Here is a 23,346-nt window from a genome sequence, read left to right on the forward strand (position 1 = left end):
GCCATCGGCTCACCCGGTAGCGTGAACTGTCACGTCGTCCCGGAGGGCGCACTCACGGCCCTTCGCCTTCCGCAGGAGTAGCCTCCCCGTGCGTATTGCAGTCACCGGCTCGATCGCCACTGACCACCTCATGACCTTCCCCGGCCGCTTCGCCGACCAGCTGGTCGCGGATCAGCTGCACACGGTCTCCCTGTCCTTCCTGGTCGACAACCTCGATGTGCGCCGGGGCGGTGTCGCCGCCAACATCTGCTTCGGGATGGGCCTGCTCGGCACCCGCCCGATCCTGGTCGGCGCCGCCGGATCCGACTTCGACGAGTACCGCGCCTGGCTCGACCGGCACGGCGTCGAGACCGGCTCGGTCCGGATCTCCGAAGTGCTGCACACCGCCCGCTTCGTCTGCACCACCGACTCCGACCACAACCAGATCGGCTCCTTCTACACGGGCGCGATGAGCGAGGCCCGCCTCATCGAGCTGAAGAGCGTCGCCGACCGCGTCGGCGGCCTGGACCTCGTCTCCATCGGCGCCGACGACCCGGAGGCGATGCTCCGCCACACCGAGGAGTGCCGCTCCCGGAACATCCCGTTCGCCGCCGACTTCTCGCAGCAGATCGCGCGGATGGACGGCGACGAGATCCGCATCCTCCTCGACGGCGCCACCTACCTCTTCTCCAACGAGTACGAGAAGGGGCTCATCGAGTCCAAGACCGGCTGGAGCGACGAGCAGATCCTCGCCAAGGTCGGCCACCGTGTCACCACCCTCGGCGCCCGCGGTGTCCGGATCGAGCGGGTCGGCGAGCCGGTCATCGAGGTCGGCTGCCCCGAGGAGGAGACCAAGGCCGACCCCACCGGCGTCGGCGACGCCTTCCGGGCCGGCTTCCTCTCCGGCCTCGCCTGGGGCGTCGGCCTGGAGCGCGCCGCCCAGGTCGGCTGCATGCTCGCCACCCTGGTGATCGAGACGGTCGGCACCCAGGAGTACACCCTGCGCCGCACCCACTTCATGGACCGCTTCACCAAGGCCTACGGTCACGAGGCCGCCGCCGACGTCCGCCGGCATCTGGCCTGATCAGCCGAGCCGGCGGACCACATAGGCCGAGCCCCGGTCCGCCGGCTCCTCGCCCACGTACTCCTGGCCGCGCATCTCGCACCAGGCCGGGATGTCCAGCCGGGCCGCCTCGTCGTCGGCGAGCACCGTCACCGTGGCGCCCACCGCTACCTCTCCGATCACCTTTGCGAGTTCGATCACCGGGATCGGGCAGCGCCGGCCCAGCGCGTCGACCACCAGGGACGCGGCGGGACCGGGGGAGGGAGGCGTCGAGCGCGGGGCGACCGGAGCGCCGAGCCGCTCGCGTACCTCGGCCACCACCCCCGGCAGGACCTCCAGGAAGCGGTCCACGTCCGCCCCGGCCGTGCCCGGTGGCAGCGACACCCGGACGTTCCCCTCCGAGAGCACCCCCATCGCCTTGAGCACATGGCTCGGTGTCAGGGTGCTGCTGGTGCAGGACGAACCGGACGATACGGAAAATTCCCTACGGTCCAGCTCGTGCAGCAGGGTCTCCCCGTCGACATAAAGACAGGAGAAGGTGACCAGATGCGGCAGCCGCCGCTCCGGATCGCCCACCACCTCGACATCGGGCACCCGCTCGGCCACCACCGACCGGATCCGGTCCACCAGGGCCCGCAGCCGCACCGCCTCCGCCGCCGCCTCGTCCCGTACCGCGCGCAGCGAGGCGGCCGCCGCCACGATCGCCGGCAGGTTCTCGAACCCCGGCGCCCGCCCCGACTCCCGCTCCCCGGCCGGACCTTGGGGCGAGAAGCGCGTCCCCTTGCGGACCGCGAGCAGCCCGACCCCGGCCGGACCGCCCCACTTGTGCGCGCTCGCCGTCAGCAGCGACCAGCCCGCCGGGACCGGCCCCCAGCCGAGCGACTGGGCCGCGTCCACCAGCAGCGGCACCCCGGCCTCCGCACAGAGCGCGGCGACCTCGGCCACCGGCTGCTCGGTGCCCACCTCGTGGTTGGCCGACTGGAGACAGGCCAGCGCGGTGTCCGCCCGCAGCGCCCCGCCGAACACCGCCGGGTCCACCGCCCCGGACCGCTCCACCGGGACCTCGCTGAACGAGCCGCCCGCCGCCTCGTGGGCCGCAGCCGAATGGAGTACCGACGAGTGTTCGACCGCGGAGAGGGCCAGATGGCGGCCGACACGCCGACGCCCCGAAAGAGCCCCGGCAATTCCGGCGTGCACCGCCGTCGTCCCGGAGGAGGTGAAGACCAGCTCGTCCGGGCGGCATCCGACGGCCTCGGCCGCCGCCTCCCGGGCCGCGTCCAGCAGCAGCCGGGCCCGCCGCCCCTCCCGGTACAGCCGGGCGGGATCGGCCCAGCCCTCGTCGAGCGCGGCAAGCAGCGCCTGGCGTGCGACGGGGTGCAGGGGGGCGGCGGAGGCGGCATCGAAGTAGGGCACCCCGCCACGCTAGCCCGCACCCGGCCCCACCTCGGCGGGTGCCGCCCCCTCCGGACGGGCGAGTGGCCGTCAGATGAGGGCCGGAGGGCCGGATTCCATCCCCAGGGGGTGTCGGGCGGCGCGTTGGGCACCCTCCCCGCGCGACCCCAAATAGCGTCCAGTAGGGTTTGGTCCGCATAAACATCCAAACCCCTGCCCGCGTCAGGGCCGGCGACCGACCAGAGACATACGGGCGCGCCGACCGTGCGGGCGAGACTCTCGGGAAGGCGCTACGTGAGTCCCAACGGCTCCGACCGCTCGTCGCGGCGCCCGATGCGGCGGAAGCTGCCGCAGGTGCTGACTGCGGGCCTGGTCCTGGCGACAGCCTCCGGTTGTTCATACAACTGGGAGGATTTTCCCCGCCTCGGAATGCCCACACCGGTAACGGAAGAGGCCCCTCGGATCCTCTCCCTCTGGCAAGGCTCGTGGGCGGCAGCGCTCGTCACGGGTGTCCTTGTCTGGGGGCTGATCCTCTGGAGCGTCTTCTTCCACCGGCGTAGCCGGACCAAGGTGGAGGTACCTCCGCAGACCAGGTACAACATGCCCATCGAGGCGTTGTACACAGTGGTTCCCCTCATCATCGTCTCGGTGCTCTTCTACTTCACCGCGCGTGATGAGTCGAAGCTCCTCGAGCTCTCCGACAAGCCGGCCCACACCATCAACGTGGTCGGCTTCCAGTGGAGCTGGGGCTTCAACTACATCGAGAAGGTGGATGGCCAGCCCGCAGCGGGCCCCGAGGTCCCCAAGGAGCTCAACGCCATCCCCGACAAGTTCCAGAAGGACTTCCCCGAGGGCGCCGGCGGCGTCTACGACGTGGGCATCCCCGGGACCCGCAACCCGCAGAACGGGAACCCGGGCCCGACCCTGTGGCTGCCGAAGGGGGAGAAGGTCCGCTTCGTCCTCACTTCGCGTGACGTCATCCACTCCTTCTGGGTGGTGCCGTTCCTCATGAAGCAGGACGTCATTCCGGGCCACACCAACGTGTTCGAGGTGACCCCCAACCGCGAGGGCACCTTCATGGGCAAGTGCGCCGAGCTCTGCGGCGTCGACCACTCCCGGATGCTCTTCAACGTCAAGGTCGTCTCCCCCGAGCGTTACCAGCAGCACCTCAAGGAGCTGGCTGAGAAGGGTCAGACGGGCTACGTGCCGGCAGGCATCGCGCAGACGGACCCGGCCAGGAATGCGGAGAAGAACCAACTGTGAGCATCCTCAACGAACCTCAGGGTGCCGCTCCGGCAGACGACTCGTACGAGGACGAACTGCCCGTGCGGCGCAAGCAGCCGGGAAACATCGTCGTGAAGTGGCTGACCACCACCGACCACAAGACGATCGGTACGCTCTACCTGGTCACCTCGTTCGTGTTCTTCTGCATCGGCGGACTCATGGCGCTCTTCATGCGCGCCGAGCTGGCCCGTCCGGGCACGCAGATCATGTCGAACGAGCAGTTCAACCAGGCGTTCACGATGCACGGCACGATCATGCTGCTGATGTTCGCGACGCCGCTGTTCGCCGGATTCGCGAACTGGATCATGCCGCTGCAGATCGGCGCGCCCGACGTGGCGTTCCCGCGGCTGAACATGTTCGCGTACTGGCTGTACCTCTTCGGTTCGCTCATCGCGGTGGCGGGCTTCCTCACCCCGCAGGGTGCGGCCGACTTCGGCTGGTTCGCCTACTCCCCGCTCTCGGACGCGGTCCGTTCGCCGGGCGTCGGCGCCGACATGTGGATCATGGGTCTGGCCTTCTCCGGCTTCGGCACGATCCTCGGCTCGGTCAACTTCATCACCACGATCATCTGCATGCGCGCCCCCGGCATGACGATGTTCCGCATGCCGATCTTCACCTGGAACGTCCTGCTGACCGGTGTTCTGGTCCTGCTGGCCTTCCCGGTTCTCGCCGCCGCGCTCTTCGCGCTGGAGGCGGACCGTAAATTCGGTGCGCATATCTTCGACTCCGCCAATGGCGGCGCATTGCTCTGGCAACACCTCTTCTGGTTCTTCGGACACCCAGAGGTGTACATCATCGCGTTGCCATTCTTCGGCATCATTTCCGAGGTCATCCCGGTCTTCAGCCGCAAGCCGATGTTCGGCTACATCGGTCTGATCGCCGCGACGATCGCCATCGCCGGCCTTTCCGTGACGGTGTGGGCGCACCACATGTACGTCACCGGCGGTGTGCTGTTGCCGTTCTTCTCCTTCATGACGTTCCTCATCGCCGTACCAACAGGCGTGAAGTTCTTCAACTGGATCGGAACGATGTGGAAGGGGTCGTTGTCCTTCGAGACACCGATGCTCTGGGCCGTCGGCTTCCTGATCACCTTCACCTTCGGTGGTCTGACCGGCGTCATCCTCGCCTCGCCCCCGATGGACTTCCACGTCTCCGACTCGTACTTCGTCGTCGCGCACTTCCACTACGTCATCTTCGGCACCGTGGTCTTCGCGATGTTCTCCGGATTCCACTTCTGGTGGCCGAAGTTCACCGGCAAGATGCTGGACGAGCGGCTCGGCAAGATCACGTTCTGGACGCTGTTCGTGGGCTTCCACGGCACGTTCCTGGTGCAGCACTGGCTCGGTGCCGAGGGCATGCCGCGGCGTTACGCGGACTACCTCGACGCCGACGGCTTCACCGCGCTGAACACGATCTCGACGATCTCCTCGTTCCTGCTCGGCCTGTCGATGCTCCCGTTCTTCTACAACGTCTGGAAGACCGCGAAGTACGGCAAGAAGATCGAGGTCGACGACCCGTGGGGTTACGGCCGTTCGCTGGAGTGGGCGACCTCCTGCCCGCCGCCGCGGCACAACTTCCTCACCCTGCCGCGGATCCGTTCCGAATCCCCGGCGTTCGACCTGCACCACCCGGAGATCACCGCGCTGGAGCAGCTCGGCCATGACTCCGAGTCGGACAAGGCTCTGGCCGGCGGCAAGGAGGCAGGCAAGTGAAGATCCAGGGACAGATGTTCATCTGGCTGAGCGTCTTCATCCTCGGCATGGCCGTCGTGTACGGCGTGTGGTCGAAGGAGCCGGTCGGCACCACGGCCCTCTTCCTGGCCTTCGGCCTGGCCATCATGATCGGCTTCTACCTGGCCTTCACGGCCAACCGGGTCGACGCGATGGCCCAGGACAACAAGGAGGCCGACGTCGCCGACGAGGCGGGCGAGCTGGGGTTCTTCTCCCCGCACAGCTGGCAGCCGCTCTCCCTGGCGGTCGGCGGAGCCTTCGCCTTCATGGGCGTCGTCTTCGGCTGGTGGCTCCTGTACTTCTCCGCCCCCCTGCTCCTGATCGGCCTCTTCGGCTGGGTCTTCGAGTACTACCGGGGCGAGAACCGCACCCAGTGACACCGCACTACGTGCCACCGCGTCTGTGGTGACACGCGATACACCACGAAAGGCCCGCATCGCCGAAGGCGACGCGGGCCTTTCGCTCGTTCGGAGTCACTGAACGCGCTGGAACGGATGAACCTTCTTAGCGTGGACGGCATGAACCACACGCCTCGCATCCGCACCGTAGTGAGCTGCACCCTGCTGGTCGTGACCCTCGCCGCGGGTGCGACCGCCTGTGGCTCACCCGACGGCCACCCGCTCTCGACGAAGCCTTACGACGCGGGCGACCAGGTCTCCTTCAACGGCCCCTCCAAGAAGGAGAAGGCCGACCCCGACAAGCCCCTGGAAGTCACCGTCAAGGGTGACGACGGGCGCATCACCGACGTCAGCGCCGTGGACACCGGCGGCCGCCACCTCGCGGGGGAGCTCTCCGCAGACGGGAAGCGCTGGCGCTCCACCGCCCCGCTCGCGGCCGGCACCGGATACACCGTCAGGGTCTCCACCGAGAACAGCGACGGCGCCCCAGGCGTCCGTACGCTCTCCTTCGACACCTCCTCGCCCAAGAAGCTGCTGAAGGTCGCCTTCGGCCCGGAGGCGGGCACCTACGGCGTCGGACAGCCCATCACGGCGGAACTCAGCGCTCCGATCACCGACAAGGCGGCCAGGGCCACCGTCGAGCGCGCCCTGAAGGTCCGCTCAACCCCGGCGGTCACCGGCTCCTGGTACTGGGTCGACGACAAGAAACTGCACTACCGTCCGAAGGAGTACTGGCCGGCGAACGCCACCATCGAGGTGCGCTCCAACCTGGCGGGCATCAAGGTGACCAACGCGCTCTACGGAGCCGAGGCCAAGCCGCTCAAGCTCACCACCGGCGACCGCATCGAGGCCGTCACCGACGCCGCGAACCACAGCCTGACGGTGTACCGCAACGGAGAAGTGATCAACACCATTCCGGTCACCACCGGCAAGCCCGGCTTCTCCACCCGCAACGGGGTCAAGGTGGTGCTCGCCAAGGAGCAGTTCGTCCGTATGCGCGGCGAGAGCATCGGCATCGCGGCCGGCTCCTCGGAGTCGTACGACCTGCCGGTCTACTGGGCCACCCGGGTGACCTGGAGCGGCGAGTACGTCCACGCCGCCCCCTGGTCCACGGGCTCCCAGGGCAACGCCAACGTCAGCCACGGCTGCACCGGCATGAGCACGAGCAACGCCGAATGGTTCTTCGACACCGTGCGCGAGGGTGACATCGTCAAGGTCGTCGGCAGCGCCGGCGAGGACATGGACCCGTTCGGCAACGGGTTCGGCGACTGGAACCTCTCCTGGGAGAAGTGGCAGAAGGGCAGCGCCCTGAACGAAGGGGCGCCGGACAGCCCGCAGACCCTCCAGGCCGCCCGGCTGCGTCCCCACGTCTGACCCGGGCCGGGTAGTGCCCCGCTGTGCTGAACGGCCCTCAGCGGGGCACAGGGGCCGCTCAGGCCTCCACGGCGAGCCGGTGGCGCAGCAGCGCCGCCAGCGCGTCGGCGAACTCCACCGGGTCCACCGGGAGCGTCACAGCGGCGTCCGCACGGCTCCAGGTGGCCAGCCACGCGTCCTGCGGGCGGCCGATCAGCAGGAGCACCGGCGGGCAGCGGAAGATCTCGTCCTTGATCTGGCGGCAGACGCCCATGCCGCCGATGGGAGCCGTCTCGCCGTCCAGCACACAGACGTCGACACCGCCGCCGTCCAGCGCCTTCAGGACGGCCGGGAGCGTCGCGCACTCCAGGAACTCCACCGGTGGAACGTCCGCGGCAGGCCTGCGACCGGCTGCCAGCCTCACCTGCTCGCGGATGTTGGCGTCGTCGCTGTAGACCAGGACCGTGGCGGTCGCCTGCATTGTTCCTCCGTGACATCGACGTCGTCGGGGCTCTCGGGGCATGAACCGATGCGCGGATCGTACTCCGCCCGACCGGCCGTCAGCACCGGTAATGACGACGATTCGATGGGCCGTTCGGCGCAGGGCAGGACCCCTGCAGACGGTACGGACACACCGAACGGCACCCCCCGGGGTGAGGGCGGGATAAGCGACCGACATAATGTCGGTCGTGGCGACAGCAACGACAGTAGAAACCGGGCACGCGCACCCGTCGGTCAATCGGCCGAACCTCACCAGCGTCGGAACCATCATCTGGTTGAGTTCCGAGCTGATGTTCTTCGCGGCCCTCTTCGCGATGTACTTCACCCTGCGATCGGTGATGGGACCCGATTACTGGAAGGAGATGGCCGGCCATCTGAACTTCCCGTTCTCGGCGACGAACACCACGATCCTGGTGCTCTCCTCACTCACCTGCCAGCTCGGCGTCTTCGCCGCCGAGCGGGGCGATGTGAAGAAGCTCCGCACCTGGTTCATCATCACGTTCGTGATGGGTGCGATCTTCATCGGCGGCCAGGTCCTGGAGTACACCGAGCTGGTCAAGGACGCGGGGCTCTCCCTCTCGTCCGACCCGTACGGCTCGGTGTTCTACCTGACCACCGGCTTCCACGGTCTGCACGTGACAGGCGGTCTCATCGCCTTCCTGCTGGTCCTCGGCAGAACGTACGCGGCCAAGAGGTTCACCCACGATCAGGCCACCGCCGCCATCGTCGTGTCCTACTACTGGCACTTCGTCGATGTCGTATGGATCGGCCTGTTCGCAACGATCTACATGATCAAGTAACCGGGGCTCGCACCCGCCCACCATCGACGCAGAAGATCCTGACACCGGGGTAATCCGTGAAAAAGCTCTCCGCACGACGACGCCATCCGCTGGCGGCGGTCGTCGTACTACTCCTCGCGCTGGCGGCCACCGGGGGGCTGTACGCCGCGTTTGCGCCTGCGGGCAAGGCGCAGGCCGATGAAACCGCCCAGTCCCTCGCCATCGAAGAGGGCAAGAAGCTCTACTCCGTAGGCTGCGCCAGCTGCCACGGAACCGGCGGTCAGGGCACCACCGACGGGCCGTCCCTCGTGGGCGTGGGCTCCGCCGCCGTCGACTTCCAGGTCGGTACGGGCCGTATGCCCGCGCAGCAGCCGGGCGCCCAGGTACCGAAGAAGAAGGTCATCTACACCCAGGCGGAGATCGACCAGCTCGCGGCGTACATCGCGTCGCTCGGCGCCGGTCCGGTCACGCCGACCGACAAGCAGGTCGACCCGTCGGGCGCGAACGTCGCCAACGGCGGCGAACTGTTCCGCACCAACTGCGCCCAGTGCCACAACTTCACCGGTAAGGGCGGCGCCCTGACCGAGGGCAAGTACGCCCCCGACCTCGAAGGCGTGAGCCCGAAGCACATCTACGAGGCCATGCAGACCGGCCCGCAGAGCATGCCCTCCTTCCCCGACACGACGATGCCGGAGCAGGAGAAGAAGGACATCATCGCGTACATCGAGTCCGTGAACGGTGACGAGACGGAGAGCCCCGGCGGCCTGGCCCTCGGCGGTCTCGGTCCGGTCAGCGAAGGTCTGTTCGCCTGGATCTTCGGACTCGGCGCGCTCGTCGCAGTCGCCGTTTGGGTCGCGGCCCACACCGCTAAGGCCAAGAAGTCATGAGTAGCCAACAGATTCCAGAAGACAGCCTGCCCGTGGTGCAGGAGACCGCGCACGGCGCGGTCGAGGGTACGGACGACCCGTTCGCCGACCCGGGACTGCCGGCCCACCAGCCGCGCATCCAGGACCTCGACGAACGCGCCGCGAACCGCTCGGAGCGCGCCGTCGCGTTCATGTTCACCCTCTCGATGCTGGCGACGGTGGGCTTCATCGCCTCCTACGTCATCTTCCCGGTGGACAAGATCGTCTACATCTGGCCCTTCGGCCACGTGAGCGCGCTCAACTTCTCCCTGGGGCTCACCCTGGGCGCGGCGCTCTTCTTCATCGGAGCGGGCGCCGTCCACTGGGCGCGCACCCTGATGTCCGACGTCGAGGTCGCCGCCGACCGGCACCCGATCGAGGCCACGCCCGAGGTCAAGGCCCAGGTCATGGCCGACTTCGCGGCCGGTGCCGAGGAGTCCGCGATCGGCCGTCGCAAGCTGATCCGCAACACCATGTTCGGTGCGCTGGCCCTGGTGCCGCTCTCCGGTGTGGTCCTGCTGCGCGACCTCGGTCCGCTGCCGGAGAAGAAGCTCCGCAACACCCTCTGGGCGGAGGGCAAGCAGCTCATCAACATGAACACGATGAAGCCGCTGCGCCCCGAGCACATCACCGTCGGGTCGCTGGCCTTCGCCATGCCCGAGGGGCTCGACCCGGAGGCGCACGACTTCCAGACGCAGATGGGCAAGGCCGCCCTGATGATCGTCCGCATCGAGCCGGACGACATCAAGGACAAGCGCCAGCTGGCCTGGGCCCACGAGGGCATCGTCGCGTTCTCCAAGATCTGCACCCACGTCGGCTGCCCGATCAGCCTGTACGAGCAGCAGACGCACCACGTGCTCTGCCCGTGCCACCAGTCCACCTTCGACCTCTCCGACGGCGCTCGCGTCATCTTCGGTCCGGCCGGCCACCCCCTTCCGCAGCTGCGGATCGGTGTCAACAGCGAGGGCAACCTCGAGGCGCTCGGCGACTTCGACGAGCCCGTCGGTGCTGCCTTCTGGGAGCGCGGATGAGTACTGCGACAAAGAACCCCTCGGCCGCCGAACCGGCGAGCGGACGCAAGGCTCCGGCCGGCGAGCGGGTGGCCGACTGGGCGGACGGCCGGCTGGGCATCTACGGCCTGGCCAAGGCCAACATGCGCAAGATCTTCCCGGACCACTGGTCCTTCATGCTCGGTGAGGTCTGCCTCTACAGCTTCATCATCATCATCCTCACGGGTGTGTATCTGACGCTGTTCTTCCAGCCGAGCATGGGCGAGATCGTCTACCACGGTCCGTACGAGCCCATGCAGGGCATCCGGATGTCCGAGGCCTACGCCTCGACCCTGAAGATCAGCTTCGAGGTCCGCGGCGGTCTGCTCGTCCGGCAGATCCACCACTGGGCCGCGCTGATCTTCCTGGCCGGCATGTTCGTGCACATGATGCGCGTCTTCTTCACGGGCGCCTTCCGCAAGCCGCGCGAGATCAACTGGCTGTTCGGCTTCCTGCTGTTCGTGCTCGGCATGTTCACCGGGTTCACCGGCTACTCCCTCCCGGACGACCTGCTCTCCGGTACGGGTGTCCGCTTCACCCAGGGCGCGATCCTGTCCGTGCCGATCGTCGGTACGTACATCTCGATGTTCCTGTTCGGCGGCGAGTTCCCCGGCCACGACTTCGTGGCCCGGTTCTACTCGATCCACATCCTGCTGCTGCCGGGCATCATGCTCGGCCTGCTGGTGGCGCACCTGATCCTGGTCTTCTACCACAAGCACACGCAGTTCGCGGGTCCCGGCCGGACCAACAAGAACGTCGTCGGCATGCCGCTGCTGCCCGTGTACATGGCGAAGGCCGGAGGGTTCTTCTTCCTCGTCTTCGGCGTCATCGCGGTCATCTCGGCCATCGCCACGATCAACCCGATCTGGGCGCTCGGTCCGTACCGCGTCGACCAGGTGTCCACCGGCGCCCAGCCCGACTGGTACATGGGCTTCGCCGAGGGTCTGGTGCGTGTGATGCCGGGCTGGGAGATCAACCTGTGGGGCCACACGCTCGTGCTGGGCGTGTTCATCCCGCTGGTCGGCTTCGGCCTGGTGCTCGGTGCCATCGCGCTCTACCCGTTCATCGAGTCCTGGGTCACCGGCGACAAGCGCGAGCACCACATCCTGGACCGCCCGCGCAACGCCCCGACCCGGACCGCGTTCGGCGTCGCCTGGATCACGGCGTACTTCATCGGCCTCGTAGGCGGTGGAAACGACCTGTGGGCCACGCACTTCCACCTGTCGATCAACTCGATCACCTGGTTCGTCCGGATCTTCTTCTTCGCCGGACCGGTCATCGCGTTCATCATCACCAAGCGGATCTGCCTCGGCCTCCAGCGCCGCGACCGGGAGAAGGTGCTGCACGGTCGCGAGACCGGCATCATCAAGCGCCTGCCGCACGGTGAGTTCGTCGAGATCCACGAGCCGCTCAGCCAGGAGCAGCTGCACACGCTCACGGCGCACGAGCAGTACACGCCGCTCGAACTCGGCCCCGCGGTCGACGAGAACGGCGTCAAGCGCAAGATCTCCCCGGTGCAGAAGCTGCGCGCCAAGCTCAGCAAGGGGTACTTCGCCGAGGGGAACCAGATCCCCAAGGCAACCCCCGAGGAGTACAAGGAGATCAGCGAGGGCCACGGCCACCACTGATCGCCCGACCTGATCGCCACCGTGAGAGCCCCGTCCATTCGATGGACGGGGCTCTTCGCGGTCCCCCCGGCTGGATAGGGTGGAGCCATCTTCCTGACCGGCTGTGGACCCTGGAGCGGACCATGAACGTTGTGACCCCGAACGGCGGCGACAGCGTGGCGGCCCACTCCTGGCCCGGCCTCCTGAACCCCCTGCTGCGCGGCGAGAACCTCAGCTCCGACGAGACCGCCTGGGCCATGGACCGCATCATGAGCGGCGAGGCCACCGACGCGCAGATCGCCGGGTTCGCCGTCGCGCTGCGGGCCAAGGGCGAGACCGTCGACGAGGTCACCGGACTCGTCCGCGCGATGTACGCCCACGCCAACACCATCCAGGTGCCCGGCCGCACCGTCGACATCGTCGGCACCGGCGGCGACCTCGCCAAGACGGTCAACATCTCGACCATGTCCGCGATCGTCATCGCCGGCACCGGCGCCAAGGTCGTCAAGCACGGCAACCGCGCCGCCTCCTCCGCGAGCGGCTCCTCCGACGTACTGGAGAAGCTCGGCGTCAACCTGGAGCTGACCCCGCAGCGGGTCGTCGAGGTCGCCGAGGCGGCGGGCATCACCTTCTGCTTCGCCGTGAAGTTCCACCCCGCCCTGCGGTACGCCGCCAAGGCCCGCAAGGAGCTCGGCGCGCAGACCACGTTCAACATCCTGGGCCCCCTCACCAACCCGGCCCAGGTGCGTGCCCAGGCGGTCGGCGTCGCCGACGCCCGGATGGCGCCCATCGTCGCGGGCGTGCTCGCCGACCGGGGCAACTCCGCGCTGGTCTTCCGCGGCGACGACGGGCTCGACGAGCTGACCACCACCGCCACCTCCCGGGTCTGGGTGGTCCGCGACGGCGCGGTCCGCGAGGAGGCCTTCGACCCGCGCGACGTCGGGCTGCCCATCGTGCCCGTCGAGGCGCTGCGCGGCGCCGACGCCTCGTACAACGCCGATGTGGCCCGCCGCCTGCTGGACGGCGAGACGGGTGCGGTACGGGAAGCGGTGCTGCTCAACTCGGCGGCCGCCCTGGTCGCCCTGGACCCGGGAGCCGGCCCGCTGGCCGAGCAGCTCGCGGCGAAGATCGCGGTGGCGGCCGAGGCCATCGACTCCGGAGCCGCCAAGCGTGCGCTGGAGCGCTGGATCGCGGCCAGCAACGCCTGAGCGCGCCGGAGAGACACCTCCGGAGCACACGGTGTGACGCAGGGCGCGGTCCGGATGCCGGACCGCGCCCTTGCGCGTGTGGACACGTATGGCAAGATGCTGCGCAGGTCATGAGTGACAGCGACTACGGCCCCGGCCCGCTGTCCGGCAACCCTCCGTCCGTGGCGGGGTGCCCCGGGTGAAGACCAGGCCGTAGGCAGCGAGGTCTGCGGCAAGCGCGGGCCCCTCGGCATCCAGCGGATGTCAGCCCCCGGGGTCCTGGTCCCTAGGGAGTCTCTTGTGAGCAAGCGAATGCGCTAGGGCCTGTCGTCACCTTCCCGTCTGCCGGGCGGCACCTGGCACGCACGCTCGCGGCGTTGCCGAAATGCCCTGGTAGCTCCGCTACGAGGCCATTCCGGCGCCTTGCGATCGCACGCATCATGCGCCGCCCGGCCGCCGTCGGGCGACGACGGGAAGGTGACGACAGGCCCTAGGGCTCGTCCCAGGGCTTCTCCACGCCCTGTGCTGACCGCCCTTCTTCAGCGCACCTTCTTTCTTCCTTCTCCGCGCCGTCGCGTATCCGCAGGCGCGTGGAATTCGCCTGCCTGTTACGGGAGTTCGCCATGTCTGTCTCCACCGCTGCCCTCGACTCGTCGGTTTGTACCCCGCTGCCCGTTCTGGGGCAGGACGTCACCGTTCCGCTCGTCACCGGCGGTGAGGTCACCTACGCCGCGCTCGACTACGCCGCCAGCGCCCCCGCCCTCCAGCGGGTCTGGGACGACGTCGCCGCGTACGCCCCGTACTACGGCAGCGTCCACCGCGGCGCCGGCTACCTCTCGCAGCTCTCCACCGACCTCTTCGAGAACAGCCGCCGCACGGTCGCGGAGTTCCTCGGCTGCCGCGTCGAGGACCAGGTGGTCTTCACCCGCTCCACCACCGACTCCCTCAATCTGCTGGCCGCCGCGATCCCCGCCGACTGCCAGGTCTTCGTGTACGAGACCGAGCACCACGCCTCCCTGCTGCCCTGGCGCGACGCCCAGGTCACCTACCTCGACGCGCCCCGCACCCCGGGCCAGGCGGTGGAGACCCTGGAACGCGCGCTCGCCGACCGCGACCCCTACGGCCCGGCCCTCGTCTGCGTCACCGGCGCCTCCAATGTGACCGGTGAGCTGTGGCCGGTGCGGGAACTGGCCGCCGCCGCCCACGCGCACGGCGCCCGCATCGTCCTGGACGCCGCCCAGCTCGCCCCGCACCACCCGGTGGACATCGCCGAACTGGACGTCGACTGGGTCGCGTTCTCCGGCCACAAGCTGTACGCGCCCTTCGGCTCCGGGGTCCTGGCCGGCCGCGCCGACTGGCTCCAGGCGGCCGAGCCGTACCTCGCCGGCGGCGGCGCCTCCCGCAAGGTCGCCCGGCGCGCCGACGGCGGTGTGGACGTCGACTGGCACACCACGGCCGCCCGCCACGAGGCCGGTTCGCCCAACGTCATCGGTGTCTACTCCATCGCCTCCGCCTGCAAGGCCCTGACCGAGGCGGGCTTCGACTCCCTGGTCGCCCGGGAGCAGGAGCTGGTGGGCCGGGTCCGTGAGGGTCTGGCCGCGGTGCCCGAGGTGCGGGTGCTCTCGCTGTTCGGCGACGACGCGCCCCGGGTCGGCGTCATCTCCTTCGTGGTGCGCGGCTGGAACAGCTCGCACTTCGCCGCCGCGCTCTCCGCCGAGTACGGCATCGGCGTCCGCGACGGTCTCTTCTGCGCCCACCCGCTGGTGCGCACCCTGCTCGGCAGCGACCCGCAGGACCCGGGCGAGTGCGGCGCCCCCGAGGCCGAGCCGGGCGGGCTCCTCCAGCCTCCGGCCGGGGGGACCCCCTCCTCACTTCGTTCGCTCAACGCGATCCGCGTCAGCTTCGGCGCCGGTACACCCGACGAGCACATCGACCGGTTCCTGCGCGCGGTCTCCGAGCTGGTCCGCGAGGGCGCCCGGTGGAAGTACCGCACCGAGGACGGCCGCTGCGTTCCGGACCGCGGTGCGGCCGCGCAGGCCTGAGGCTTGGAAACCACTTCGGCCGGGGACGGGCGCGCTGCCCGTCCCCGGCCGAAGTGTGCCGAGGCCCTACGCGTCGAGGCCGATGGCGAAGGCCGCTTCCAGGTCGTGCTGGGAGTACGTACGGAACGCCACATGGGTGTCGGTGCCCTCGACGCCCGGGATCTTGCTGATCCGGCCGGGGATGACATCGGCGAGGTCGTCGTGCCGGGCGACCCGGACCATGGCGATCAGGTCGTAGGTGCCGGTGACGGAGAAGACCTCGCTGACGCTGTCCAGCGCGGCGATGGCCTCGGCGATCTCCGGAATCCGGTCCACGCTGGTCTTGATGAGCACGATCGCGGTGATCACGGCTGGCTGTCTCCCTCGGTGGCTGGAACCCTCACTCTAGCTCTCCGCCCATAACGCACCCACGCGTACAGGAACCCGACCGCGAACCCGGCCACATGGGCCAGATAAGCCACTCCCGGCCCGGCGTCCGCGCCCTGCGCCGCCGCCCACTGGAGGGCGAACCAGAAGACCAGCACGATCCAGGCGGGAAAGCGCAGCGGCAGGAAGAAGAGGAACGGGAACAGGCTGGTCACCCGGGTCTTCGGGAAGAGGTACAGGAACGCGCCGAGCACCGCGGAGATCGCGCCGGACGCGCCGACCAGCGTCTGCCCGGAGTCCGCGTGCGCCGCCGCGTAGCAGACCAGCGCCACATAGCCGCAGCCCACGTAGAACAGTGCGAACTGCACCCGGCCCATGCGCTCCTCGGCCATCGCGCCGAACACGTACAGGAACAGCAGGTTGCCCAGCAGGTGCAGCCAGCTGCCGTGTACGAACAGCGCGGTGAACGGCGTGATCAGGGCGTGCGCGGAGCCCTCCCACAGCTCCGCCGGGATCACTCCCCACCGCTCGAAGTACCCGGCCTGCGCGGCGAGCAGCGCGTCCTCGCTCCGGTGGACGGCGCCGCCGAACCCGGAGAGCGGGCTGATCAGGAAGACCACGCCGCAGACGCCGATCAGTCCGTACGTGACCGGGGCGCCGCTCGACGCCGCCGCGTCCCGGATCCTCCCCGCCGTGGTCCGCCAGTCGGCCTGCCGCCACTCGATCATGTACAGAGCATGACGTACCGGCGGAGAACGGGACGGAGCGCCTCGCCGTGCCGATGCCTATACGCGAGGCCGTAGGGTTACGCCAGGACTTCCGCAGTTCGACGGCGCACCGCGAGATCCTTGACGTAGACAGGCGGAGTCGCGGCGGCGCGCCCGGCGCGGGCTCCTGGAGACGACGAAAGAGGACGCAGACGATGACGACGGTTCCCCTGCCGACGGACTCGACCCGCTGGCGCTGCACGCTGTGCGGCAACCTCACGCGCTTCGACGTGACCCGCTCCTCCAAGGTCGTGGAGTACGTGCACCTCGACCTGGCCGGTGAGTCGAGTGTCGAGGAGCGGGAGGTCGTCAGTGAGACCATCGAGTCGGTCCGCTGTCGTTGGTGCAACGCGGTGGATCAGATCGAACTGGTGGACAGGCCGGGTGCCGCTTCCTGAGGGAGCGCACCCTTCGACATATCTATGGGGTGACGGACGGTGGATCAGCCGACCAGCGGCGCCGGACCGGCCGATGAGGCCGACGGCGGTGCAGAGGCGCTCGGCCGTCCGCTGCCCGAGGGTGTGCGACGGCGGGTCGTCGCGCTGGTCTCGGACGCCTTCGGCGGACTGACCGTCTCCGAACTGCCCGCCCAGCTGCGGCAGTACGCCCGGTTCACCCCGACCCGGCGGGCCAAGTTCGCCGGGAACGCGATGGCCGCCGCGCTGGAGAGCGACGCCGTCTTCCGGCAGCGCATCGGTGAACGGCTGGCCCAGTCCCAGCCCGAGCTGACCGGCGCGCTGGAGGCGGGCTCGCCGCCCGCCGCCGCCGATCCCCTCGATGTGGCCGCGGCCGCCTATGTGCTGCGCCCGACCGGCTGGGTCAAGCTGGTCGAGGCGGCCGGCGAGGAGGTCCAGCGCGCCGACGCGGAACGGGCGGACGAGGAGACCCGGCGCGAACTGGAGCAGCTGCGCGAGGAGCTGGAGCGGGCCCGCGCCCACACCCGTACCGAGACCGAGCGGCTGCGCACCGAGCTGGAAGCGGCCCGCAAGGAGGCCGAGTCGCTGCACCGCAAGCTGCGCAGCGCGCTCAGCGAGGTGAAGCGCGGCGAGGCCGCCCTGCGCCGCAGCGCCGCCGAGACCGACACCGTACGGGCCGACGCGGCCGCCCGGCTCTCCGCCGTGGAGAGCGAGTCGCGGCGGCTCAAGGGGCGGCTGGGGGAGGCCGAGGCGGCCCTGGAGGCGAGCCGGCGGGCCGCCCGCGAGGGCCGCTCGGTGGAGGACATGCGGCTGCGGCTGCTCCTGGACACCGTGCTGGACGCGGCCTCGGGGCTGCGCCGCGAGCTGGCGCTGCCCCCGGCGACCACCCATCCCGCCGATACCGTGGACGCGCTGGAGCCGGGCCGGATGTCGCCCAAGGACATTGCCGCGCGCGCCCTTTCGGAGACCGACCCGGCCCTCCTCGACCAGCTGCTGGCGCTGCCGCAGGCGCACCTCATCGTGGACGGCTACAACGTCACCAAGACCGGCTATCCCCAGATGCCGCTGGAGAAGCAGCGGTTGCGGCTGCTGGGCGGTCTCTCGGTGCTCGCGGCGCAGACCGGCGCGGAGATGACCTGTGTCTTCGACGGGGCCGAACTGGTCGCCCCGGTGCTGCTCGCCCCGCCGAGAGGCGTGCGGGTGCTGTTCAGCAAGCCCGGCGTCACGGCGGACGAGGTGATCCGTCAACTGGCCCGCGCGGAACCGCCGGGGCGGCCCGTGGTCGTCGTCTCCACCGACCGTGAGGTGGCGGACGGTGTGGCGAAGGCCGGGGCGCGTCCGGTCGCGTCCGTCATGCTCCTCAAGCGCCTTTCGCGCGTCTAGAGGGATTTGCGCGGCATGTGTGGCATGCCGGATTTCTGGGAACGTACCGTCAAGTCACCGCTACACGCGGTGGGGTGAGAGTAAAGAAGTGCCTGGTGTGACAAGAAAAATCCTGTGAGGATTTGAACTGATCACAAGATGGTCACTAGGGTCAGGCCTCGAACCTTCGCACGGTTGATCACCCATTGGGGGTGACGGCGAAGGAACCGCCGAGTCCGTCATGTGCACGGAGCCGGGGATTCTTTCCCCCACAAGCCCGGTAGGCGGCTCTGAGGAAGAAGGAGCTCGCCTTCGTGGCGTCCCACCGTCGTCCCAAGCAGCCGAGCCGCACCCGCGTGACCGTGCTCACCGCGACCGCCGCCGCGGCCGTGGCCCTGACCTCCCAGGCCGCCCACGCCGACCCCAAGCCGAGCAAGAGCGAAGTCAAGGCGAAGGTCGACAAGCTCTACCACGAGGCCGAGGCGGCCACCGAGAAGTACAACGGGGCCAAGGAGCAGCAGGACAACCTGAAGAAGGAAGTCGACGCGCTCCAGGACAAGGTCGCCCGCGGTCAGGCCGAGCTCAACACGCTGCGCGGCGAACTCGGTTCGATAGCCACCGCCCAGTACCGCTCCGGCGGCATCGACCCCTCGGTGGCCCTCTTCCTGGCCTCGGACCCGGACAGCTTCCTCGACCAGGCCTCCGCGCTGGACCAGCTGACGGTCAAGCAGACGGAAGCGCTGCAGAAGATCCAGTCCAAGCAGCGCACCCTCGCCCAGCAGCGCAAGGAAGCCCAGGACAAGCTCGGCGACCTCGCCGACGTCCGCAAGGCGCTCGGCGAGAACAAGAAGAAGTACCAGGGCAAGCTGGCCGACGCCCAGCAGCTCCTCAACACGCTGACCCAGGCCGAGCGGGCCAAGATGCAGCAGGAGGAGCAGCGCGCCAGCCGCGCCGCCAGCGACCGGGTCGAACTCGGCAACGAGGCCCCCGCGTCCGGCCGTGGCGCCGCCGCCCTCAGCGCGGCCGCCACCCAGATCGGCAAGCCGTACGTCTCCGGCGGCTCCGGCCCCAACTCCTACGACTGCTCCGGGCTGACCCAGTGGGCCTTCGCCCAGGCCGGCGTCTCCATCACCCGGACCACGTACACCCAGCAGAACGACGGCCAGCGCATCGGCCGCAGCCAGCTCAAGCCGGGCGACCTGGTCTTCTTCAACGGCCTGTCGCACGTCGGCTTCTACGCCGGCAACAACCAGATCCTGCACGCCCCGAAGCCGGGCACCGTCGTCCGCTACGAGTCGATGGACTACATGGGCACCTTCCAGTTCGGCGTCCGCATCTGACCGTGCCGCGCCCAACGGCACGCCACGCCACGGCACGCCCGAACGAGGGAATCGCCGCGCACCACGCTGACGCCGCCGCCCCGCCGGAGACCAAGGTCACCGGCGGGGTGGCGGCGTTCGGCTACCCCTTCCGCCACCGGCGCGGTCTTTGGCCGGTGCGTAGTCGTCCGATTACTGTCTGGCTGCTGTGCGGCTCCCGGTCGTCGATCCGCCCGTCCCGGGCGGCAGGGGCCGCGCACTACCGCGTCAGCGGAAGGGAGTGCGGCTACCTGTGGTGTCCCATCGCCGTTCCACACAGTCCGGCTTCAACAGAGGCGTCCGGGTCACGGTCATCTCGGCGGCCGCCGCCACCGCGGCCGCGACCCTGACCGGGGCCCCGGCGAGCGCCGACCCGAAGGACACCCGGGAGAGCGCCAAGGCCGCCGTCGACCGGCTCTACGGGGAGGCCGAGCAGGCCACCGAGCGGTTCAACGAGGCCGGGGAGCGGGTGACCCGGCTGCGCGGCGAGGCGGACCGCGCCCAGGACGCCACGGCCCGGGGCCAGGAACGCGTCAACCGGATGCGCAACGCGCTCGGCGCCATGGCGGGCGCCCAGTACCGCACCGGCTCCATCGACCCGGCGCTCGCGCTGCTGCTCTCCGCCGACCCGGACAGCTATCTGGAGCAGGCCGCCGCCCTCGACCGGGCCGGCGCCCGCCAGGCGATGACCCTGGACAAACTCCGGCACGCCCAGCGCAGGATCGCCCAGACCCGCGCCGAGGCCACCCGCGCCCTGACCGAGCTGGAGCGCAACCGGGCCGCCGTCACCCGCCACAAGCGCGCCGTCGAGGGCAAGCTCCGCGAGGCCCGCCGGCTGCTCGACTCGCTGCCGCCCGAGGACCGGGCCTCCTTCGACCGGGCCTCGCGCACCGGCCGCGACGGACTGCCCGACCTCTCCGGCGTCGCCCCCGGCTCGGGCCGCGCGATGTCCGCCGTGGCCGCCGTCCACCAGGCGCTCGGCAGACCCTACGTCTGGGGCGCCAACGGGCCCTCCGGATTCGACTGTTCCGGCCTGATGCAGTGGGCCTACGCCCAGGCCGGGGTGAGCCTGCCCCGCACCTCCCAGGCCCAGCGTTACGCGGGCCGCATGGTGCCGCTCTCCCAGGCGCTCCCCGGTGACCTGGTCGCCTACCGCGCGGACGCCAGCCACATCGGCATGTACGTCGGCAACGGCCAGGTCATCCACGCCCCCTACCCGGGCGCCCCGGTCCGCTACGATCCGGTCGGCATGATGCCGGTCTCCTCGGTCACCCGGATCTGACCGTACGATCGGCAGGGTGGCCGTACGAGGACGTGACGCGCGTGGGGGAGGCCCCCGGGGACGGCGGCGTGCGGCGGGCCTGCTGCTCGCCGCGCTCCTGACCGCGTCCGCCTGCACGGCCCCCGACGAACCGGACACCTTCCTCACCGCCGGCGCCCTCGACGCCACCCTGGCGGGCCGTGCGGCGGCCGTCCTCGCCCACGACACGACCGGCTATCTCGACGCCCTCGCCCCGGAGGCCGCGAAGCTGCGGGCCGCCCAGCGCACCGAACTGGCCAATCTCGCCGACGTGCCCCTGAAGTCCTGGACCTACGACGTCAAGGGCATCACCAAGCAGGACGGCCGGTGGGCCACCGCCGACGTGGAGCTGCGCTACCGGATCGCCGGATACGACACCGCCCCGATCGCCACCCGCCGCGTCCTGGAGCTGATGCGGGACGGCGAACGCTGGTACATCACCGCCGACCGGGCCGCCAAGGGCTCCTCCGGGCAGCTCTGGCAGCAGGGGGACGTGACGGTCGTCGAGGGCGCGCACAGCATCGTCCTGGGCGTCGGACGGGGCAAGGAGGAGCTGCGGCAGATCGCCGACACCGTGGACCTCGCCGTCCCGGCCGTCTCGGACGCCTGGCCGCGGCCCTGGACCCGCCGCGTGGTGGTCCTCGTCCCGGACTCCGTCGAGGACATGGCGGGGCTGCTGGGCTCGCCCGAGGCCAGCTACCGGGGCATCGCCGCCGTCACCACCGGCGAGGTCGGCGGCACCGGCAAGCTCCCGGCCATCGCCGACCGGGTGATCGTCAACCCGCAGGCGTACGCCACCCTGGGCAGTTTCGGGCAGCGGATCGTCCTGACCCATGAGACGACCCATGTCGCCACCCGGACCAGCACCTCCACCGCCACCCCGGTCTGGCTCTCCGAGGGCTTCGCCGACTGGACCGCCTACCGGGGCGAGGACCGCGCCGCCGACACGGTCGCCCCCGAACTGGCCGAGGCCGTCCGTGACGGCCGGACCCCCGCCGGGCTCCCCGCCGACCCGGACTTCGGCTTCGACGGCGACCCGGCGAAGCTCGCGGGGGCCTACGAGGGCGGCTGGCTGGCCTGCGAGCTGATCGCGGAGCGATGGGGCAAGGAGAAGCTGATCGCCTTCTACGAGGCCGTGGGAGCTCACGACGGGCGCGAGGGAGCGGTGGAGCAGGCGCTGGACGCGGTGCTCGACACCACCTCCGAGCAGTTCACCGCCGACTGGCGCGACTACCTCGCCACCCGGCTCGGCTGACCGTCGACCGCGAGCGGGGCCGCGTCCGTACGCGGCCCTCCCGGCACCGTCGACCGCCACAGCCGCCGCGCCGCGATCAGCGAGGCCGCCACCAGCAGCCCGTTCCGTACGAGCAGGAGCGTCACGCCCCACGCGTCGCTCGCCACCACATGGCCGAAGCCGATCGGGAACTCCAGCATGGTCACCCCCGCCGCCACCAGCACCAGAACCGCCGGAAGCGTCATCGCGGCCGCCCGGAACGCCAGGCACACCGCCGCGAGCCCGACCAGCCACACCACGTACTGCGGGCTGATCACCCGGCTGGTCACCGTGAACAGCAGCACCGCGGTGAACGCCGCCTCGGCCGGGGTGCGCGCCGCGAACGACCCCGCCCGCAGCCGCCACAGCACCAGCCAGCCCGCCGCCAGGACGCCGAGCCCCAGCGCCAGCGTCGACACCAGCTCCACCTGCGGTCCGACGAACTCCAGCGAGCCGTAGCGCAGCTCCACCCGCCCCTCCCAGCCGAACCGCCGCGCCCCATGGAAGAGCAGCGCCACCAGCGACTCGACCTCCGTGCCCCGGTCCCGCTGGAAGGCCAGGAACGCGAACGCCCCCGGCATCCACAGCGCGAAGGAGACCGCGAGACCGGCCCCCGCCAGCGCCGCCGACCCCCAGGCCATCCGCGTCGGACGCCCCTTCCGCACCCCCACCAGCAGCAGCGCCGGCCACCCCTTCAGCAGCGCCCCGAACGCCGCGAGCGCCCCCAGCGCCTGCGGCTGACGCACTCCCGCCAGCAGCGCCGCCACCGCCACCGCCGTCACCATCAGGTCGTACCGGGCGTACACCGTCGGCCCCAGCAGCGGCACCCCCACGACCCACACCCACGCCCCCGCCGCCCTTATCCCCGGCCGCCGCCCCACGTACAGCAGCAGCCCCAGCGTCAGCGCGTCGCAGAGCAGGACGAGGACGAAGAAGGCCGCCGCGTACTCCAGGAACGGCAGCAGGGCCGGGGAGAGGACCGCCAGGGCCGCTCCGGGCGGGTACTGCCAGGTGACGTCGTCCAGCGGATACGTGCCCGTCAGCAGCACCTCGTACCAGCTCCGGTAGATCACCGACACATCCACCGTGACGTCCGGGCCCGGCACCGTGACCACCTTGAACACACAGGCCAGCAGCCAGGCCCGGGTCAGCGCCCACACCGCGTACGGCCAGGGTCCCGCGCCGGTGGATGCTCGTCCCGTCATCGCCGTCCGCCTTCGTCGTCGCCGCCGGGC

The 23,346-nt window shown here is 70.1% G+C and carries 21 protein-coding genes and 1 riboswitch; of the genes, 16 read left to right on the top strand and 5 right to left on the bottom strand.

Annotation, left to right across the window (positions count from 1 at the left end):
• Window positions 1-88: 88 nt before the first annotated feature.
• On the top strand, window positions 89-1,063 hold the full coding sequence (locus AC0VY3_RS09565) for a carbohydrate kinase family protein (RefSeq protein WP_103509771.1): 975 nt from the start codon (window positions 89-91) through the stop codon (window positions 1,061-1,063).
• Here the strand turns inward: AC0VY3_RS09565 and AC0VY3_RS09570 are convergent, their stop codons facing one another.
• A complete protein-coding gene (locus AC0VY3_RS09570) occupies window positions 1,064-2,455 on the bottom strand; it encodes a cysteine desulfurase/sulfurtransferase TusA family protein (protein WP_103509770.1) in 1,392 nt (463 codons plus the stop codon).
• A 273-nt stretch (window positions 2,456-2,728) separates the two neighbouring features.
• On the opposite strand from AC0VY3_RS09570, the gene ctaC reads away from it, so the two are divergent.
• From ctaC to AC0VY3_RS09590, 4 genes are all read left to right on the top strand, one after another.
• A complete protein-coding gene (ctaC, locus tag AC0VY3_RS09575; protein WP_006123921.1) occupies window positions 2,729-3,697 on the top strand; it encodes an aa3-type cytochrome oxidase subunit II in 969 nt (322 codons plus the stop codon).
• A complete protein-coding gene (ctaD, locus tag AC0VY3_RS09580) occupies window positions 3,694-5,430 on the top strand; it encodes an aa3-type cytochrome oxidase subunit I (protein WP_032784633.1) in 1,737 nt (578 codons plus the stop codon). The genes ctaC and ctaD overlap by 4 nt, the downstream gene beginning before the upstream one ends.
• On the top strand, window positions 5,427-5,825 hold the full coding sequence (locus AC0VY3_RS09585; protein WP_010057805.1) for a cytochrome c oxidase subunit 4: 399 nt from the start codon (window positions 5,427-5,429) through the stop codon (window positions 5,823-5,825). The genes ctaD and AC0VY3_RS09585 overlap by 4 nt, the downstream gene beginning before the upstream one ends.
• Before the next feature lie 141 nt (window positions 5,826-5,966).
• Entirely contained in the window at window positions 5,967-7,220 is a 1,254-nt protein-coding gene (locus AC0VY3_RS09590) for a L,D-transpeptidase (protein WP_475549416.1), read from the top strand.
• A gap of 58 nt (window positions 7,221-7,278) precedes the next feature.
• Here AC0VY3_RS09590 and AC0VY3_RS09595 read toward each other — a convergent pair whose 3' ends face one another.
• Entirely contained in the window at window positions 7,279-7,680 is a 402-nt protein-coding gene (locus AC0VY3_RS09595; RefSeq protein WP_242740405.1) for a DNA-binding transcriptional response regulator, read from the bottom strand.
• 199 nt (window positions 7,681-7,879) lie between these two features.
• Here AC0VY3_RS09595 and ctaE point away from each other — a divergent pair, with 199 nt between their 5' ends.
• The 6 genes from ctaE to AC0VY3_RS09625 all read left to right on the top strand — a co-directional run bounded on the left by ctaE (window position 7,880) and on the right by AC0VY3_RS09625 (window position 15,269).
• Entirely contained in the window at window positions 7,880-8,500 is a 621-nt protein-coding gene (gene ctaE, locus AC0VY3_RS09600) for an aa3-type cytochrome oxidase subunit III (RefSeq protein ID WP_030086558.1), read from the top strand.
• A 56-nt stretch (window positions 8,501-8,556) separates the two neighbouring features.
• Window positions 8,557-9,366: a cytochrome bc1 complex diheme cytochrome c subunit gene (qcrC, locus tag AC0VY3_RS09605; protein WP_103509768.1), complete on the top strand. Its 810-nt coding sequence runs from the start codon at window positions 8,557-8,559 to the stop codon at window positions 9,364-9,366.
• Window positions 9,363-10,415: a cytochrome bc1 complex Rieske iron-sulfur subunit gene (qcrA, locus tag AC0VY3_RS09610; protein ID WP_103509767.1), complete on the top strand. Its 1,053-nt coding sequence runs from the start codon at window positions 9,363-9,365 to the stop codon at window positions 10,413-10,415. The genes qcrC and qcrA overlap by 4 nt, the downstream gene beginning before the upstream one ends.
• Window positions 10,412-12,061, top strand: a complete 1,650-nt coding sequence (gene qcrB / locus AC0VY3_RS09615) for a cytochrome bc1 complex cytochrome b subunit (protein ID WP_103509766.1) — start codon at window positions 10,412-10,414, stop codon at window positions 12,059-12,061. Before qcrA ends, qcrB begins: the two co-directional genes overlap by 4 nt.
• 122 nt (window positions 12,062-12,183) lie before the next feature.
• Window positions 12,184-13,248, top strand: coding sequence for an anthranilate phosphoribosyltransferase (gene trpD / locus AC0VY3_RS09620; RefSeq protein WP_475549417.1), 1,065 nt, complete (start codon window positions 12,184-12,186; stop codon window positions 13,246-13,248).
• Between the two features lie 106 nt (window positions 13,249-13,354).
• Window positions 13,355-13,472, top strand: a riboswitch (SAM riboswitch).
• Window positions 13,473-13,850: 378 nt separating this feature from the next.
• Window positions 13,851-15,269, top strand: coding sequence for an aminotransferase class V-fold PLP-dependent enzyme (locus tag AC0VY3_RS09625; protein WP_475549418.1), 1,419 nt, complete (start codon window positions 13,851-13,853; stop codon window positions 15,267-15,269).
• 66 nt (window positions 15,270-15,335) lie between these two features.
• Here AC0VY3_RS09625 and AC0VY3_RS09630 read toward each other — a convergent pair whose 3' ends face one another.
• On the bottom strand, window positions 15,336-15,617 hold the full coding sequence (locus AC0VY3_RS09630) for an Lrp/AsnC family transcriptional regulator (RefSeq protein WP_003969641.1): 282 nt from the start codon (window positions 15,615-15,617) through the stop codon (window positions 15,336-15,338).
• Window positions 15,614-16,363 (bottom strand): rhomboid family intramembrane serine protease, encoded by a 750-nt coding sequence (locus AC0VY3_RS09635; RefSeq protein ID WP_103509763.1) that lies wholly within the window; start codon window positions 16,361-16,363, stop codon window positions 15,614-15,616. Before AC0VY3_RS09635 ends, AC0VY3_RS09630 begins: the two co-directional genes overlap by 4 nt.
• A 194-nt stretch (window positions 16,364-16,557) precedes the next feature.
• Here AC0VY3_RS09635 and AC0VY3_RS09640 point away from each other — a divergent pair, with 194 nt between their 5' ends.
• From AC0VY3_RS09640 to AC0VY3_RS09660, 5 genes are all read left to right on the top strand, one after another.
• Window positions 16,558-16,800 carry a hypothetical protein gene (locus tag AC0VY3_RS09640; RefSeq protein WP_003969643.1) on the top strand — a complete coding sequence of 81 codons (243 nt, stop codon included), beginning with the start codon at window positions 16,558-16,560 and terminating at the stop codon, window positions 16,798-16,800.
• Between the two features lie 39 nt (window positions 16,801-16,839).
• The gene (locus AC0VY3_RS09645) at window positions 16,840-18,201 is read left to right on the top strand and encodes an NYN domain-containing protein (RefSeq protein WP_475549419.1); all 1,362 of its coding nucleotides are present in this window, start codon (window positions 16,840-16,842) and stop codon (window positions 18,199-18,201) included.
• 293 nt (window positions 18,202-18,494) lie between these two features.
• Window positions 18,495-19,520 (top strand): C40 family peptidase, encoded by a 1,026-nt coding sequence (locus AC0VY3_RS09650; RefSeq protein ID WP_030086572.1) that lies wholly within the window; start codon window positions 18,495-18,497, stop codon window positions 19,518-19,520.
• A 271-nt stretch (window positions 19,521-19,791) separates the two neighbouring features.
• Window positions 19,792-20,820: a C40 family peptidase gene (locus AC0VY3_RS09655; protein ID WP_103509761.1), complete on the top strand. Its 1,029-nt coding sequence runs from the start codon at window positions 19,792-19,794 to the stop codon at window positions 20,818-20,820.
• 16 nt (window positions 20,821-20,836) lie between these two features.
• Window positions 20,837-22,093 carry a hypothetical protein gene (locus AC0VY3_RS09660; RefSeq protein ID WP_475549420.1) on the top strand — a complete coding sequence of 419 codons (1,257 nt, stop codon included), beginning with the start codon at window positions 20,837-20,839 and terminating at the stop codon, window positions 22,091-22,093.
• Here the strand turns inward: AC0VY3_RS09660 and AC0VY3_RS09665 are convergent.
• Window positions 22,069-23,316: a glycosyltransferase 87 family protein gene (locus tag AC0VY3_RS09665; protein ID WP_475549421.1), complete on the bottom strand. Its 1,248-nt coding sequence runs from the start codon at window positions 23,314-23,316 to the stop codon at window positions 22,069-22,071. The genes AC0VY3_RS09660 and AC0VY3_RS09665 overlap by 25 nt on opposite strands.
• Window positions 23,317-23,346: the final 30 nt, after the last annotated feature.

The organism is Streptomyces sp. iso_384 (assembly GCF_056172905.1).

Excerpts from the sequence above, each read along its gene's own strand:
- AC0VY3_RS09590 (WP_475549416.1), top strand. The coding sequence starts at position 5,967 with ATGAACCACACGCCTCGCATCCGCACCGTAGTGAGCTGCACCCTGCTG.
- AC0VY3_RS09595 (WP_242740405.1), bottom strand. The coding sequence starts at position 7,680 with ATGCAGGCGACCGCCACGGTCCTGGTCTACAGCGACGACGCCAACATC.
- ctaE (WP_030086558.1), top strand. The coding sequence starts at position 7,880 with ATGTCGGTCGTGGCGACAGCAACGACAGTAGAAACCGGGCACGCGCAC.
- qcrA (WP_103509767.1), top strand. The coding sequence starts at position 9,363 with ATGAGTAGCCAACAGATTCCAGAAGACAGCCTGCCCGTGGTGCAGGAG.
- qcrB (WP_103509766.1), top strand. The coding sequence starts at position 10,412 with ATGAGTACTGCGACAAAGAACCCCTCGGCCGCCGAACCGGCGAGCGGA.
- trpD (WP_475549417.1), top strand. The coding sequence starts at position 12,184 with ATGAACGTTGTGACCCCGAACGGCGGCGACAGCGTGGCGGCCCACTCC.
- AC0VY3_RS09625 (WP_475549418.1), top strand. The coding sequence starts at position 13,851 with ATGTCTGTCTCCACCGCTGCCCTCGACTCGTCGGTTTGTACCCCGCTG.
- AC0VY3_RS09635 (WP_103509763.1), bottom strand. The coding sequence starts at position 16,363 with ATGATCGAGTGGCGGCAGGCCGACTGGCGGACCACGGCGGGGAGGATC.
- AC0VY3_RS09640 (WP_003969643.1), top strand. The coding sequence starts at position 16,558 with ATGACGACGGTTCCCCTGCCGACGGACTCGACCCGCTGGCGCTGCACG.
- AC0VY3_RS09665 (WP_475549421.1), bottom strand. The coding sequence starts at position 23,316 with ATGACGGGACGAGCATCCACCGGCGCGGGACCCTGGCCGTACGCGGTG.